This window comes from Xenorhabdus sp. SGI240 (assembly GCF_040081915.1).
Taxonomy (GTDB): domain Bacteria; phylum Pseudomonadota; class Gammaproteobacteria; order Enterobacterales; family Enterobacteriaceae; genus Xenorhabdus; species Xenorhabdus bakwenae.
Map to the genome: position 1 here is coordinate 64,980 of NZ_JBEBMB010000044.1, position 16,059 is coordinate 81,038.

Genomic DNA, 16,059 nt, shown 5'->3' on the forward strand with positions numbered 1-16,059 from the left:
AGTATTAAAAGGTAAACAGCATTAAAGGGTAAATAGCTTTAAAGGGTCAATAGCTTTAAAATACCCGTCATGCTTTGGAAAAGTGGCGTTAATAGCGAATAAAGTATCTGGACATTGGCAAATTAACTCATTGAGATCATGGAAACGATGAAAAATTGTAAAGTACCTCTATTACTATGTACCACATTAGGATGGTTACTACTTACTGGCTGTTCCAGCATCATGACCCACAGCGGTCCCTATCAAGGTTATTATTCTGGAGCAAAAGCCAATATTGGCATGTTGCAAGATGACAAAACGGGATGGCTTATGAAACCCTTGCTTGCGATCGACCTGCCGTTTTCTGCCTTCTTAGACACGTTTCTGCTTCCCTACGATTATGCGCGTTCCGATCAAAATAGCGCAGAGCAATCCCCCAAACATCGTATAGAACAGCTCGATAAAAATCCAATCGTCATACTGCCTACACCCGAAACTGTAGACCACGATACTTAGAATAAAAACTATGGGCGATATCAGCGTATTATCGGGCATCACCATTCATCGGCAATGCCCATTTTGCTCTATTTGTTTTCAGATAATCCCAGTTTCCACCACAAATATTTGTCGGTAACCGTCAATATCACGCATAAAAGCGACATAGCGATCATCCGGTGATATCACTATCGCATCAGCGGAAGGTGCATCATCAGTGTGCTCTGTTAAACGCTGCATTTTTCCAGTCTGGCTATCACAGAGAACAACACTATTATCACAAACACAGGCAATAAACCGCCCACGGCTATCCCAGCTAAATGCAGATTGTATGCTGTTTTTACTGTAAGTAATCTGCATGGGTTCACCACCATTTGGTGAGATATACCATAGCTGGACAATCCCTTTTTCATCTTTCATCAGAAAACAGATTTTATTGCCATCCGGCGATGTTCTTAGCCAATGACGTGGAACCGTCACCACTCCCGGCCAGCGATTATCGTGCGTAAAAGTCAGGCGTTTCTGTTTCACTCCCGCAGGCGGTGTCGGTAATGTTGTTTCTGTACCCGCTAAAGGTTGACCGCCCGCAATGGCATATTCATCGTTGTTTTCCGGCAGATCAACGAGATAAATTTCCGGTATTTTTTCGCCATTGGTGGCGTATGTATCCCCAATAAAAGCCAGTGCCCAACGCTGCCATTGACCATTATCTTTGCGATATCCTTGCTGTCCAATCCATCCTTCTTCATACGCCCGATTGATGTCATCACTGCCGGGACGCGGGCAAGCCGTAGTCTCGCTAACCACAACCGAGAAATAGCGACCACCATATTCCCTCGAATGTTTTTTGGCTGGCATTACAGCTCGCAAAGGAACGGCCACCGCCACATTACGTAAATCAAGCGCAGGATCTAACTCGTGCATCACATGATCATTGTAGGTAAAACTTAGACGACAGCCATCGGGGCTGAAAACGTGGACATGTGTTCCACCGCGCAAAGCGCCAGCGGTATAAGGTGAAGTAATATCCATAGCATCAATGTTAATTGCCACATTTGGCTGTATATCGGAAACAATGACACCACGGCGATGATGAAAATCATATTGCCACTGTGCATCGGGTTTTTCCGGGCCATGAATAAAGGCATAACGAACAGGCTCTTGTGGACTGACAGTCACCACGCCGACATGAGCGCCATCCTTTGCCTGATAGATAATTTCAGTTTGCCCATGATTAACATGAATTTTTTCTATCGTTAACCCGGAAAAAGAAGCACCATCGGGACGAACATCGTATACTAACCATTGGCTGTCTGGCGTCCAAGCATTTATATTCGTTATCTGATGGCTACGGCTATAGAATGTAATCTGACGTTCCTTAAAAACCATTTTACTGCCTTATTTTGCGAGGTTTCGGATAATAAAAACTAATTTCATTCAAATTCGGCTAAAAAATTTCAGTCGAAACGTTATTATTTCAACAGTACCCTTTACTTCTACGTTATATTTCATGTAATTAAATTTATGTTACTCAGTGTCCTTTATATCATCGGTATTACGGCTGAAGCCATGACAGGTGCCCTAGCCGCAGGTCGTCGAAAAATGGATGTATTCGGCGTTATCATTATTGCTTCCGTGACAGCCATCGGTGGTGGCACTGTCCGTGATATTATTTTGGGGCACTATCCCCTCGGCTGGGTAAAAAATCCAGAATATATCGTGACCGTTGCCTGCGCGGCTGTGCTCACTATATGGGTTGCCCCCATGATGAAACATCTACGCCGACTATTTCTCATTCTTGATGCCATTGGCTTAATCGTCTTCTCCATCATCGGTGCCCAAATCGCGTTAGATATGCACTACAGCCCGATTATTGCCGCTATTGCCGCCGTCATCACTGGCGTTTTTGGTGGCGTATTGCGCGATATGTTTTGTAATACCATCCCTTTGGTATTCCAAAAAGAGATTTATGCCGGTGTCTCTTTTGCCGCAGCCTGGCTCTATATTGCCTTACTGCATACGCCATTACCCCCGAACAGCGTCATCTTGATTACGCTTGTTGCGGGACTCGCTGCACGATTAATTGCTATTCGTTATCGCCTTGGTTTACCTATCTTCAATTACGATGGCACAGACCACTGATACCATAACGAACCTCAGGGGCAGCCTTTTGCCCCTATTCACTTAATATCTCTTGTTTATTCTCAATGTCCCGTAAAGACAAAATATGAATTACCACCTTAATCTCAGGATGCTGTAAAAAGGCCAGGATTTTTTCTCTTTGTTTTACTGTTAATGTGTTTTTCGCTTTTGCACCGGATAATATCGTTTCCCACTGCCATCCCAGTTTATCTGCTTGTTTATCCGTAAAGTGCCTGGCATAAGGCAGACCAATGGCTTCGTACCATAGCGAAAGTGGCTGTAACTTTGCCTGTTGAAATTGGGAAAAGATCAATTCTGCCCGTTTAGTTCCAATATGGGTCACTGCCCCAAGCTTTTCCTTATCCAAATCCAGCCAATCCGTTAAATTTGCCACCAGACCATGTTTTACCAATGCTGACCACGTTCCTTGTCCAATGCCTTTCATTTTCAATTTTTCCCCAAGCCATGTCAGGCGAGCGATAAACTGTGGCTGGCAATAATGATCATTATTCATTTCATTTTGATGATCGAATGTCAGGCAGCTCAGAAAATGATAATCCTGCTCATTAGGTGGTTGAATGTCAGGGCGTTCCGTCATACGCCACACCACTTTATCGAGTTTAGGTATACCATGCCCCGCCAGTGCCACCGTAATTTTATCGCCAGGATAGACATTCCACTGCTTCCAACGTTTGATCGAACCGATGTTGACTCGACTCACCTGTCGATCATCCACCTTTACTTTTTCCAGCGCCAATACAACGGTTATTCTCCCTGTCCGGCCTATTGTGAAATTAACACCTTTCACGGTTGTCATTTGCTGCCGCAGTGGATATTTCCATGCAACCGCCCAACTATTTGATGCGGTTCGCCATTGCCGGCCTGTCGGTTCAACCTCTTGGCGTAACACAACACCATCCGTAGCAAAAGGGAGGGACCGGACAAAATAATCTTTCCATCTTTTTTCGGCATCTTGTGCTGTGGCAATGGGGTGGCTATGTTGCTGTGTGATGGGGAAACCCATTTCTGCCAATTTTTCCAGCTTCACCGCCATTTCATTTGGCCCATCCGGCCAGCCCCAAATAAAAATACCAACTTGTTTCAGTTCCGGTGCCGGAGTTTTACGTATCATTAAGCCCGCAACTTTACTACGCGCTCCCTGACTCCCCTCAACAAACTGCCGATGCTGTTCCTGCTGCCAGAAAAGCTCACCTTGTAATACCAAATGTTCAGGGGCATTTTTAATCCGCTGAGGAATACTGGGAATAAACGCGCTTTTATCCATCCAGTCTATTCCTTCAATACCATTACCCCGGCTGATTAACTGCACTAATTGACCTTTGTCATACACCAAAGTAACTGCAACACCATCGATTTTAGGTTGCAGCCACACCCCTGTGCGGCCCTGTAACCACTGGCTAATTTCCTGTATTCCTTTCAACTTATGCAAGCCTGTGTGCTGGACAGGATGAAGCTGTTTCCCTGACTGTATCTCAGATGAAAGCCCAGGGATCACAGAAGTGTCGGCTACAGGGCTAACATCAAGTAAAGCGCTGTCTGCTCCGTGATTTAAACAACTTTGCCAAATTCTCAAGGTTTCCAATAATTGATCGTAAATTTCATCATCTATTTCACTCATTCCCTGCTGGCGATAAAGATAATCCCATTTAGCCACCTGCTGTGTCAGTTGATTAATTTCATGCTGATATTTTTCTTGTGCCCAGTCAGGACACTGAACCTTGTTTGCAAATGCCATTGGCATACCAGATAGCAATATCCATACTGCTATTAAAAAACTGATGAGAAAATTAAGCATCCTTGCTCCTTGGTTTCCTTAAAACGGCTTCCTGAAAATTGATTCCCAAGACATGGGCAGAGAATAAAAAGCAGGAGAATTTTTACCAAGTGGCAAAAAAGAATTTTGCGAAGCGTTTCGAAAAGTAAATGTGCAATTTCTGCAACCGACTATTTTTGCTGAAAATGTTTCGCAAAAAATCTCATTAATGCCCGTTTGTTAAGAAAATATTTTGGTGAAATACCTGTTGGCATGTATTGTAACGCTGCATGGATTAACGTATCCGTGTATACTATGTGGGATCTTATATTCCTGCGCTTGCATTTATACCCAATCAGTCAAGAAATCATCATGAACCAAGGAACGTTATATATTGTTTCTGCGCCGAGTGGAGCAGGCAAATCAAGCCTTATTCAGGCTTTATTAAAAACCCAGCCCTTGTATGACACTCAGGTTTCTGTCTCGCATACAACACGGCACGCTCGCCCGGGCGAAAATCATGGTGAACACTATTTTTTCGTCACGGTGGATGAATTTCAAAATATGATCAACCATGATGAATTTTTGGAATATGCCTGTGTTTTTGGTAACTATTACGGCACATCCCGAAAAGTCATCGAAGATACACTCGCCAGTGGCGTTGATGTTTTTCTTGATATTGACTGGCAAGGTGCACAGCAAATCCGCCAGAAAATGCCAATAGCTCGCAGCATTTTCATTCTTCCACCTTCTAAGGAAGAGTTGCTCCGCCGCCTGCGTGGGCGCGGTCAGGACAGCGAAGAAATCATTGCCAAACGCATGGCTCAGGCTGTCGCGGAAATGGAACACTACAACGAATATGATTACGTCATCATCAATGACGATTTCAATACGGCACTGGCCGATTTACAATCTATTATTCGTTCAGAGCGTCTACGATTAGATCGTCAGACCCAGCGGCATGATGCCTTAATCAGCAAATTATTGGCAGACTGAACCAAGTTTCAGTATGATGCCCAGTCATTTATTTATCTGTGGAGTAGCACACATATGGCACGCGTAACTGTTCAAGACGCAGTAGAAAAAATTGGTAACCGTTTTGACCTGGTGTTGGTCGCTGCTCGCCGAGCACGCCAATTGCAAGTAGGTGGCAAAGATCCCCTCGTTCCAGAAGAAAACGATAAGATGACTGTTATCGCCCTGCGTGAAATCGAGCAAGGCCTTATCAACAACAAAATTCTTGATGTTCGTGAACGTCAGGAACGGCAAGAGCAAGAAGCCGCAGAAATCAAAGCCGTTTCTGCCATCGCTGAAGGTCGTCGTTAATTTTACGGTAGGTCTGCCTTGTACCTGTTTGAAAGCCTGAATCAGCTGGTTCTAAAATATTTGCCTGAAGATCAAATTGATCTGCTTAAACAGGCCTATGTGGTTGCGCGGGATGCCCACGAAGGGCAAACCCGCTCCAGCGGTGAGCCATACATCACTCACCCCGTCGCCGTTTCCTGTATTTTGGCTGAAATGCGCCTTGACCATGAAACACTTATGGCGGCACTTTTGCACGATGTCATTGAAGATACCCCTGCAACATTTCAGGATATAGAACAGTTATTTGGCACGGCTGTTGCCGGATTGGTGGAAGGTGTATCCAAGCTGGATAAGCTCAACTTCCGTGATAAAAAGGAAGCACAGGCTGAAAACTTCCGCAAAATGATCATGGCGATGGTGCAGGATATCCGCGTCATTTTGATCAAACTGGCAGACCGTACGCACAATATGCGAACCCTTGGTTCCCTGCGCCCCGATAAACGGCGGCGCATTGCCAGGGAAACGCTGGAAATTTATAGTCCACTGGCTCATCGTCTGGGTATTCATCACCTAAAAACCGAGCTGGAGGAACTGGGGTTTGAGGCCCTGTATCCGAACCGTTATCGCGTAATTAAAGAAGTTGTGAAAGCCGCTCGCGGTAATCGCAAAGAGATGATCCAGAAAATTCTGTCGGAGATTGAAGGCAGGTTAACCGATGCCGGTATCAAATGCACCGTCAGTGGCCGCGAAAAACATCTCTATTCGATCTATCGTAAGATGCGTCTGAAAGAGCAGCGTTTCCATTCCATTATGGATATTTACGCCTTTCGTGTCATCGTCAATAATCTTGATACCTGCTACCGCGTACTGGGGCAAATGCACAGTTTGTACAAGCCACGCCCGGGTAGAGTGAAAGATTATATTGCCATCCCAAAAGCCAACGGTTACCAATCCCTCCATACCTCCCTGATAGGCCCGCATGGCGTTCCCGTCGAAGTTCAGATCCGCACCGAAGATATGGATCAAATGGCGGAAATGGGGGTTGCCGCGCATTGGGCCTATAAAGAGCAAGGGGAATCTGGTACAACTGCGCAGGTTCGTGCCCAGCGTTGGATGCAAAGCTTGCTGGAACTCCAGCAAAGTGCCGGCAGCTCTTTTGAATTTATTGAAAGCGTTAAATCCGATTTGTTCCCTGATGAGATTTACGTTTTTACCCCTGAAGGACGAATTGTTGAGTTACCGGCTAGCGCGACCCCTGTCGATTTTGCCTATGCCGTCCATACCGATATCGGCCACGCCTGTGTTGGTGCCCGCGTTGATCGTCTGCCTTATCCTCTTTCACAAACGCTTAGTAGTGGGCAAACGGTCGAAATTATTACTGCGCCCGGTGCCCGCCCTAATGCTGCATGGCTGAACTTTGTCGTGAGTTCCAAAGCACGCGCCAAAATTCGCCAGTTACTGAAAAACCTGAAACGGGATGATTCCATTAGTTTGGGGCGCCGCCTGCTCAATCATGCGCTCGGTAACGGCACAAAAATTACCGATATTCCGCAAGAAAATATCAACAAAGAGCTGGTAAGAATGAAGCTCGCTACTTTGGATGATTTGTTGGCGGAAATCGGTCTGGGTAATGCCATGAGCGTGGTTGTCGCCCGCAACTTATTATTGGGTTCACCCGAGAAAATACCCCACAACAACGGCAATCCTTCCCGTAAGCTGCCTATCAAGGGCGCTGATGGTATTCTGATTACTTTTGCCAAATGTTGTCGCCCCATTCCAGGCGACCCGATTATTGCCCATATCAGCCCCGGAAAAGGTTTAGTCATCCACCACGAATCCTGTCGCAATATCCGTGGATATCAGAAAGAGCCGGAAAAATTCATGCCGGTTGAGTGGGATAAAGATATCAATAGCGATTTTATTGCTGAAATTAAAGTCGATATGTTTAACCATCAGGGGGCACTGGCAAATCTGACTGCGGCCATTAACGATGTAAACTCCAGTATTCAAAGCATGAATACAGAGGAAAAAGATGGCCGTGTCTATTGTGCTTTCATCAGACTGACGACCAAAGACCGTATCCAGCTGGCGAATATCATGCGTAAGATACGTATCATGCCAGACGTGATGCGAGTCAGCCGTAACCGAAACTAGAGGTTATGAATCCTAAACGTTACGCACGCATTTGCCAGATGATGGCAATGCGTCAACCTGACCTGACAATCTGTTTAGAAGAAATTCACAAACCCCATATTGAATGTCGCTGTTGCGGATGCCTTGTTCTGTATGAAGCACAACGGCAACGCCAATTGGCAGGCATGTACCGGCGGGAGAAAAGTATTCTGCCGGAAGAGAAGCAGCAAAGGTTACTGTTTGAAGGAGGGTATCCCGTGTTGGTCACCGTTTCTCACCGTACGGGCCTGGAACAACCTTTGATAGATAAACAAGGGCAAATCATCGCAAGTGAATCATGGTGGTCAGCTATGCAAAAAACAACTGCACCATCAACAAGGAAATAAATCACACTGACGGAGAAATCGTATGAAAGGCCAATTACTTGATGCCATCCCCTTAACCACGTTACGTGGCGTTGGAGCCAATCAGGTCACTAAGCTCGCTAAGTTAGGGTTGGTCAATCTACAGGATTTGCTTTTGCACTTGCCACTCCGCTATGAGGATCAAACCCGCCTGTATGCCATTAATGAGTTACTGCCCGGAATTTATGCTACGGTAACCGGTGAAATATTACGTACAAATGTGGCTTTTGGACGTCGGCGCATCATGACCTGCCAAATCAGTGATGGCACTGGCATATTGACCCTGCGTTTCTTCAATTTTACTGCCGCCATGAAAAATAATCTGGCCGCAGGAAAGCACGTTGTCGCTTATGGCGAAATTCGCCAAGGGAATCAAGGATCAGAGATTATCCACCCTGAATATAAAGTCCAGCAACACGCCAACTGCGTCCAACTGCAAGAGACGTTAACCCCCATCTATCCCACGACTGAGGGAGTACGTCAGACAACGCTGCGCAAGTTAATCGATCAGGCATTGGAAATATTGTCCACCTGCTCCATCAATGAATTACTGCCGGAAGAATTCAGCCGGAAGATCATCAGTCTGCCCGATGCACTGCGTACATTGCACTACCCTCCGCCGGAGGCTTCGTTGGCCGATTTAGAGAATGGCCGGCACCCAGCCCAGCGAAGGTTAATTCTGGAAGAGTTGCTGGCGCATCATTTAAGTATGTTAGCCGTCAGGGCTGGAACCCAGCGCTTTCATGCATACCCTCTGATGGCAGATGATTCGCTAAAGCAGAAGCTCCTGAGCCAGTTGCCATTCTCCCCCACAGGCGCACAAGCCCGTGTTGTGGCAGAAATAGAACATGATTTGGCAAAAAATGTCCCCATGATGCGCCTGATACAAGGGGATGTCGGTTCGGGAAAAACATTGGTGGCAGCGCTGGCAGCCGTTCGAGCCATTGTTCACGACAAGCAGGTGGCCCTGATGGCACCAACTGAACTTTTAGCAGAGCAACATGCCAATACCTTCCGCCAATGGCTTGAGCCGCTCGGTATTCAGGTCGGTTGGCTGGCTGGCAAGCAGAAAGGTAAGGCGCGTCAGGCACAGCAAGAGGCGATAGCAAGCGGTCACGTGAGCATGATTGTCGGTACTCATGCCATGTTTCAGGAACAGGTAAAATTTGCCGGATTAGCACTGGTGATTATTGATGAGCAACATCGATTCGGTGTTCATCAACGTCTGGCATTATGGGAAAAAGGACGCGAACAAGGCTTCCATCCCCATCAGTTGATCATGACAGCGACCCCTATTCCACGCACATTGGCAATGACCGCCTACGCCGATCTGGATACCTCCGTCATTGATGAATTGCCACCAGGCCGAACGCCCGTCACAACGGTTGCCATCCCAGATACTCGCCGGAACGACATTATCCAACGTATCAAAAGCGCCTGTCTGGATGAAGGGCGTCAGGCTTACTGGGTATGTACTCTGATCGAAGATTCGGAGGTACTGGAAGCACAAGCCGCACAGGCAACCAGCGAAGCGCTGACACTGGCGTTGCCTGAATTGAAAATTGGCTTAGTGCATGGGCGGATGAAACCGGCAGAAAAACAATCCGTTATGGCGGCATTCAAGCAAGGTGAAATACAATTGCTGGTTGCCACTACGGTCATTGAAGTCGGGGTGGATGTGCCCAATGCCAGCCTGATGATCATCGATAATCCCGAACGGCTGGGATTGGCTCAGTTGCACCAGCTTCGAGGGCGCGTCGGGCGTGGAGCCATCGCTTCTCACTGTGTCCTGCTCTATAAAACGCCACTGACCCATACAGCCAAAATTCGCCTGCAAGTTTTACGCGACAGTAATGATGGTTTTGTGATTGCCCAGAAAGACTTGGCGATCCGTGGGCCAGGTGAACTGCTGGGTACACGCCAAACAGGTAATGCAGAATTCAGGATCGCGGATTTATTGCGCGACCAAAGTATGCTACCCGAAGTTCAGCGTATCGCCCGCTATATCCACCAATACTATCCTGAACACGCCAAAGCGTTGATTGAACGCTGGTTGCCGGATAGTTCCCAATATAGTCATGCTTAAGTGCCAGCCGCTGAGTATTTCAGCGGCATATTCGCCAGGATATCAGGCGAGACAAAAGTGTACTAATTTAACCTGCTACAGATGGGAATACCGGTAATAGCAGATACAATTTGATGACGGCAGCATTAACGATATCAATAAAGAATGCCCCCACCATAGGTACGAGTAAGAATGCCACATGCGATGGTCCAAAACGGTCGGTGATCGCTTGCATATTCGCGATAGCTGTTGGTGTTGCACCTAAGCCAAAACCACAGTGGCCGGCTGATAATACGGCGGCATCGAAATTCTTACCCATTATGCGGTAAGTGACGAAAACAGCATACAAAGCCATAACCACTGTTTGTACGGCAAGAATGATCAACATTGGCAACGCAAGGGAAGCCAATTGCCACAGTTTAAGACTCATCAATGCCATAGCCAGGAACAGCGATAAACTGACATTACCTAAGACCGAAACCGCTCGATCAAATACCCGATAAAAACCAAGCAGAGACAGACCGTTACTAAGAATAACACCAACAAACAGGACACAGACGAATGTCGGCAATTCAAAGGCCGTGCCTTGTAGCAGTTTCTCAATAAACTTACCTGCCAATAGGCAAATGGAAATCATAGCAATCGTTTCCACCATCACTAATGGTGTAATAAGCCGACCCGTATAAGGTTTCTCAAATGCCGTCGGCAGCTCGGTATCCTCAGCCCCCAGCCCTGGCGTTTTGGTATTTTTCACCAACAGGCGGGCAACCGGACCTCCTATCAGTCCACCTAAAACCAGGCCGAATGTTGCACATGCCATTGCCACTTCCGTGGCATTTTCAAAGCCATAGCGCTCAGTGAATACTTTACCCCAAGCGCCACCTGTTCCATGCCCACCAGATAGTGTAATGGAGCCTGCCAGCAATCCCATTAATGGATCAAGGCCAAGCATTTTCGCCAATGCGATGCCCACGGTGTTCTGTACAAATAACAGGCCAACAACCACGCAGACAAAAATGACCAACGATTTTCCGCCGGCTTTCAGGCTGGCAAGGTTAGCGTTCAAGCCGATTGTGGCAAAGAACATCAACATGAGAGGCTCTTGGAGAGATAAATCAAAACTGACTTCCCAGCCTATGGATTGTTTAACTGCCAGCAGAACTAATGCAACCAATAATCCACCTGCGACTGGCTCCGGGATCGTATATTTCTCAAGAAATGGGACTGATTGTACGAGTTTTCTTCCTAGTAGCAAAACCAGTGTGGCAGCAACGAGCGTGCCATAAATATCCAGATGATACATTGATGTACCTCATCCATTGTTAATATTATGTGAACTTAATGTGACGTTATAATCATCCTATAAAAACGCCAAGAGCAGGTAAGGGTTGGATTAGAAATAAAATTACGCATAAACACAAGTTAAAACATTTAAAAATGTGACGGGATTGAACCACAATTCATGATGAAAACTTAACGCAAACGATTGCTTTAATGATAAGAATCATTAAAATGCGCTTTTTGTCTATCTGGAATTTCACAACATGGTCAATTTACCCCGTGAATCCAATTCATCAGAAGTATCCAATAAATCAAACAACGAACTGATCTATCATCTGGAAGATAAGCCACCGCTTCCACACGCCTTATTTGCTGCATGCCAACATTTACTGGCCATGTTTGTGGCTGTTATTACGCCAGCGATGTTGATTTGCCAGGCTCTGGGGCTTCCAGAACAGGATACCCAACGCATTATCAGTATGTCCCTGTTTGCTTCAGGTTTAGCATCACTGATTCAAATTCGCTCTTGGGGACCCATTGGCTCAGGGTTGCTTTCAATCCAAGGCACCAGCTTTAATTTCGTTGCCCCACTTATTATGGGTGGCCTGGCATTGAAAAAGGGCGGTGCAGATATTCCAACGATGATGGCAGCCTTGTTCGGTACACTGATGCTCGCTTCAATGACGGAAGTGCTGCTCTCACGAGTGTTACATTTGGCAAGACGGATTATTACCCCTCTGGTTTCCGGTATTGTGGTGATGATCATTGGGTTATCACTAATTCAGGTGGGATTAACTTCGATTGGTGGTGGTTATTCTGCGATTCAAGATGGCACATTTGGCGCATCTGAAAACTTGCTGCTGGCGGGAGTTGTTCTTGCGGTTATCGTATTGCTGAATCGCCAAAATAACCCTTACTTGCGTGTTGCTTCTCTGGTCATCGCCATGGCAGTGGGGTATCTGCTGGCCTGGTATATGGATAGGTTACCCACTTCAATACCGCACGAAGATGCACCAATCATCACAATTCCTTCGCCACTCTATTATGGCTTGTCTTTTGACTGGAATCTGTTGATCCCACTGATTCTGATTTTTATGGTGACATCACTGGAAACAATTGGTGATATCACAGCCACCTCAGATGTCTCCGGGCAACCTGTCAGCGGCCCACTTTACATAAAACGTATCAAGGGCGGTGTGCTGGCAAATGGCCTTAATTCTATGGTGTCAGCCGTGTTTAATACGTTTCCAAACTCCTGTTTTGGTCAGAACAATGGCGTGATCCAACTCACTGGTGTTGCCAGCCGCTATGTCGGTTACATGATTGCTTCCATGCTGATCCTATTGGGGCTGTTTCCCGCCGTGGCGGGTTTTGTACAACATATTCCTGAGCCTGTTCTGGGAGGAGCAACGATTGTGATGTTCGGCACTATCGCTGCATCTGGTGTCAGAATCGTTTCCCGTGAGCCGCTGAATCGTCGTGCCATTATGATCATCGCACTGTCCCTGGCTGTGGGGTTAGGTATTTCTCAACAACCGCTGATTTTACAGTTTGCCCCTGATTGGTTGAAAAACTTACTCTCTTCAGGCATTGCCGCTGGTGGGTTAACCGCCATTATGCTTAACCTCATTTTTCCCCAAGAAAAATAGTCAGCCGTTTTTTGTATAATGCTTCTCTCCCGCCTTACCTGCGGGAGTTTTCTTTTTTTGCCTAAAACATCTATTGAGTGCGGCTCTATTTTACGGCATAAAAGGGCTTCTATTGGAAGGTCACACAGTTGAGGTGAAATATGAGGTGGTTAGGGAAATTTTTTGTCACTCTTCTATTAATGCTAATTCTGGCAATCATCGTTTTCTATGCTGTTGCCCAGACGCATTGGGGAGCCAAACAGTTAAGCCAATGGTTCAGCAGGCAAGGACATTATCAAGTCAGTATTGAAAGCATCAGCCATAGCTGGCTGCAGCCTGCTACCCTATCACTAAACCACATCGACCTTCACGATACACAAAGTCCTTTCTCACTCAATGCCGATACCATTCATCTCGATTTCAAATGGCAGCATTTACTGTCCCCCAAAAATCTCCGTCGTCTGACATTGCAACAAGGGACATTGATACTGTCTGAAAATCAACTTCCTCCTCTTTTACAAGCGGATATCCTGCAACTGAACCAGATGAATATTCAGCTAGAGAGTCCCAATACGCGTATTCAGGGGGAGAATATCACGGGCGGCATTACACCCTGGGTTCCTGCCAGGGACAACCCATTTGGTCATGGAAAATATCAATTCAGTGCCAGTAATATCCGTTTCAATGACATGTCTGTTGAACATGCTGTTGTGCAAGGCAGTTACCAGAATAAAGCCCTGACTATCGACGCTTTTGGCGCAACATTTTTGCGAGGCGCCATTTCTGGCGATGGTCAGCAATTACCGGACGGCAGTTGGCGCTGGAACAATATCCTGCTCAGTGATATTCGCTGGCAAACCCCGATGACACTGAGTGATTTGAAAGGAAAAATCAGTCATCTGCCGGCGATGTATGTCAAAGATCTCAATATCACCAATGCCAAACTGCAAGGGCAAAACTGGTCTGTTGATTATCTGGACAGTTCTATCAAAAATTTAGGCTTAGTCAACGGCAGCTGGAACGCCGAAGATGGGTTGATTGATTTTAATGCGATGAACATAACGTTGAATAATGCACAGTTCAGCGACACGCTTGGAAAATTCCGTTTTTCTGGTGATACCTTTACCATCGCAAGCCTGACAACCCACTATCAAAAAGGGTTGTTCAATATCCAGTCTCAATGGGATCGCAAAAACCGGTTGCTTACCCTCAAAGAGAGTTCTGTCACCGGGCTGCTTTATGCTCTGCCACCAACATGGCTCGATTATTTCAAACAGCCCGCACCAGAATGGATTTCAGGCGTGAAACTCAACGATATTACTCTCAATAATACGCTATTGATTGATACCAATCCCAATTTCCCGTTCCAGCTCACCACCCTTGCAGCCCATATTAATAACATGGATATCTTGAAAAATGGCAAGTGGGGATTATGGAATGGTCAGGCATCGCTACAAGCGGCGGCGGGAACCTTTAACAAGGTCGAAATAACCCGTCCTTATCTGCAACTACACGCTACAGACGGCAAAGTCACTATTGATAAACTGAATGGCTTTACCCGTGAAGGGCTGCTGCAAGTGACTGGTTCAGCGGAACAACAAACTGCTCATATGCCTTTTAACCTCAATTTCAAAGGGATGAATGCAGATTTGAACATCTTGCCACAATGGGGCTGGATACCGCTTACTATTCAGGGAGAAGGCAATTTTTCACTCGCTTTCACGGGGGATCTCTCCGCTGACGATGTGAAGGGAACCATCAACGGGACATTGGTTGCTGAAGATAAATCATCAGACAAGGAGTCACAATCTATTGAGCAAGGTTTGATCTCAACGAGCCGCTGTACCCCGACAGCCCCGGCCTCCGTAGATAATCCTGAAACTGGGAACTCAACAACAGGCCACTCTACGGAAAGCCAACCCTGCGCAAAAATTAAGCTTTAGTGAGACGTTCGGGAGGCAGGACGATATAAGTCCCGGTGAACACACTACCTACGCCATGTTCCCCGCTAACCTGCACTTCCACCGTTACGCGGGCTTTATTACCGCGGGCAAGACGGGCAAGATCGCCGCTCATATTATTGAAATCCGCAGTTGCACAGGGGCGCCCTGTAATCGGTTGCCGATAACGAATGTTGGCATCCACCAAAACGATATCTCCCCCTAACTGGCGCTCCTGTAACAACAACCAAATCAATCCCCATGCCGTTAAGGTGGCCTGAGAAAATAAGCTACCCGCGAAAATAGTATGGTGGGGATTCTGGTTTCCGGCTTCCGGCATCGTCGTAACGAAGCGTTGCCCGGTATATTGGGTGATCCTAAGCCCCATTTTTTCACTCAAAGGGATTTGCTTATACCATGCTTGCTGCAACTCCGCACACCAATCAGGACGGTGCAAGATATCATCAAGGCTTATTATCGGTTTGATCATGAGAAAATGGCTAATCGGCAATGCGTTAGCACCATTGATCAACCCCCTGTTTTGAAAACCCAACTTACCGAAGAAATCAACCGCGTTTTCCCGTGCGCTGCAAACAATTCGTTTCACACCTTCCTGTCTGGCTACAGATTCCAATGCCATCGCAATCAGTGTCCCCAAACCTTTTCGTTGTACATTGGGATGAACGGCCAGAAAACGAATAGCGCCTTCATTGTCTGCATTGATGTATAAACGCCCAACAGCCAGCGGATTACCCTGTTCATCCACCACCATTTGGTGATGAGCCATCGAATCGTAACCGTCTTTCTCTGACCCGACGGGCTGGTGAAGCGGTTTACGCAGCATCTCCCAACGAAATTGGTAATAGGTGTCCAACTCTTGTTCTGTTTGAGGTACTCTCAGATGGTACATAGA

13 protein-coding genes are annotated in these 16,059 nt (G+C 46.6%); 9 read left to right on the forward strand and 4 right to left on the reverse strand.

Features of this window, described 5'->3' with window-relative positions:
* Nucleotides 1-147: 147 nt before the first annotated feature.
* Nucleotides 148-495: a YceK/YidQ family lipoprotein gene (locus ABLA76_RS10865; RefSeq protein WP_348987927.1), complete on the forward strand. Its 348-nt coding sequence runs from the start codon at nt 148-150 to the stop codon at nt 493-495.
* Between the two features lie 78 nt (nt 496-573).
* Here ABLA76_RS10865 and ABLA76_RS10870 read toward each other — a convergent pair whose 3' ends face one another.
* Nucleotides 574-1,863, reverse strand: coding sequence for a DUF3748 domain-containing protein (locus tag ABLA76_RS10870; RefSeq protein ID WP_348987928.1), 1,290 nt, complete (start codon nt 1,861-1,863; stop codon nt 574-576).
* 135 nt (nt 1,864-1,998) lie between these two features.
* Here ABLA76_RS10870 and ABLA76_RS10875 point away from each other — a divergent pair, with 135 nt between their 5' ends.
* Complete coding sequence (locus tag ABLA76_RS10875) at nt 1,999-2,616, forward strand: trimeric intracellular cation channel family protein (protein ID WP_045973134.1); 618 nt, start codon at nt 1,999-2,001, stop codon at nt 2,614-2,616.
* A 34-nt stretch (nt 2,617-2,650) separates the two neighbouring features.
* Here the strand turns inward: ABLA76_RS10875 and ligB are convergent, their stop codons facing one another.
* Entirely contained in the window at nt 2,651-4,432 is a 1,782-nt protein-coding gene (gene ligB / locus ABLA76_RS10880; protein ID WP_348987929.1) for an NAD-dependent DNA ligase LigB, read from the reverse strand.
* Between the two features lie 330 nt (nt 4,433-4,762).
* Here ligB and gmk point away from each other — a divergent pair, with 330 nt between their 5' ends.
* The 5 genes from gmk to recG are packed head-to-tail and all read left to right on the forward strand — an operon-like array spanning nt 4,763 to nt 10,318.
* Nucleotides 4,763-5,386 (forward strand): guanylate kinase, encoded by a 624-nt coding sequence (gene gmk / locus ABLA76_RS10885; protein WP_047766440.1) that lies wholly within the window; start codon nt 4,763-4,765, stop codon nt 5,384-5,386.
* Between the two features lie 54 nt (nt 5,387-5,440).
* Nucleotides 5,441-5,716: a DNA-directed RNA polymerase subunit omega gene (rpoZ, locus tag ABLA76_RS10890; RefSeq protein ID WP_047766439.1), complete on the forward strand. Its 276-nt coding sequence runs from the start codon at nt 5,441-5,443 to the stop codon at nt 5,714-5,716.
* An 18-nt stretch (nt 5,717-5,734) separates the two neighbouring features.
* Nucleotides 5,735-7,849, forward strand: a complete 2,115-nt coding sequence (gene spoT / locus ABLA76_RS10895) for a bifunctional GTP diphosphokinase/guanosine-3',5'-bis pyrophosphate 3'-pyrophosphohydrolase (protein ID WP_285809100.1) — start codon at nt 5,735-5,737, stop codon at nt 7,847-7,849.
* A gap of 5 nt (nt 7,850-7,854) precedes the next feature.
* Entirely contained in the window at nt 7,855-8,214 is a 360-nt protein-coding gene (locus ABLA76_RS10900; RefSeq protein WP_348987930.1) for a hypothetical protein, read from the forward strand.
* Nucleotides 8,215-8,236: 22 nt separating this feature from the next.
* The gene (recG, locus tag ABLA76_RS10905) at nt 8,237-10,318 is read left to right on the forward strand and encodes an ATP-dependent DNA helicase RecG (RefSeq protein ID WP_348987931.1); all 2,082 of its coding nucleotides are present in this window, start codon (nt 8,237-8,239) and stop codon (nt 10,316-10,318) included.
* A 67-nt stretch (nt 10,319-10,385) separates the two neighbouring features.
* On the opposite strand, the gene gltS is transcribed toward recG, so the two are convergent.
* A complete protein-coding gene (gene gltS, locus ABLA76_RS10910) occupies nt 10,386-11,600 on the reverse strand; it encodes a sodium/glutamate symporter (RefSeq protein WP_047766435.1) in 1,215 nt (404 codons plus the stop codon).
* Nucleotides 11,601-11,841: 241 nt separating this feature from the next.
* Between gltS and ABLA76_RS10915 the strand changes: the two genes are divergently transcribed.
* Both ABLA76_RS10915 and ABLA76_RS10920 read left to right on the forward strand, forming a co-directional pair.
* Nucleotides 11,842-13,227 carry a uracil-xanthine permease family protein gene (locus ABLA76_RS10915; protein ID WP_348987932.1) on the forward strand — a complete coding sequence of 462 codons (1,386 nt, stop codon included), beginning with the start codon at nt 11,842-11,844 and terminating at the stop codon, nt 13,225-13,227.
* A gap of 140 nt (nt 13,228-13,367) precedes the next feature.
* Nucleotides 13,368-15,149: an AsmA family protein gene (locus tag ABLA76_RS10920; protein ID WP_348987933.1), complete on the forward strand. Its 1,782-nt coding sequence runs from the start codon at nt 13,368-13,370 to the stop codon at nt 15,147-15,149.
* Here the strand turns inward: ABLA76_RS10920 and fabY are convergent.
* Nucleotides 15,139-16,056, reverse strand: a complete 918-nt coding sequence (gene fabY / locus ABLA76_RS10925) for a fatty acid biosynthesis protein FabY (protein ID WP_348988002.1) — start codon at nt 16,054-16,056, stop codon at nt 15,139-15,141. The two genes, ABLA76_RS10920 and fabY, sit on opposite strands and share 11 nt — an antisense overlap.
* Nucleotides 16,057-16,059: the final 3 nt, after the last annotated feature.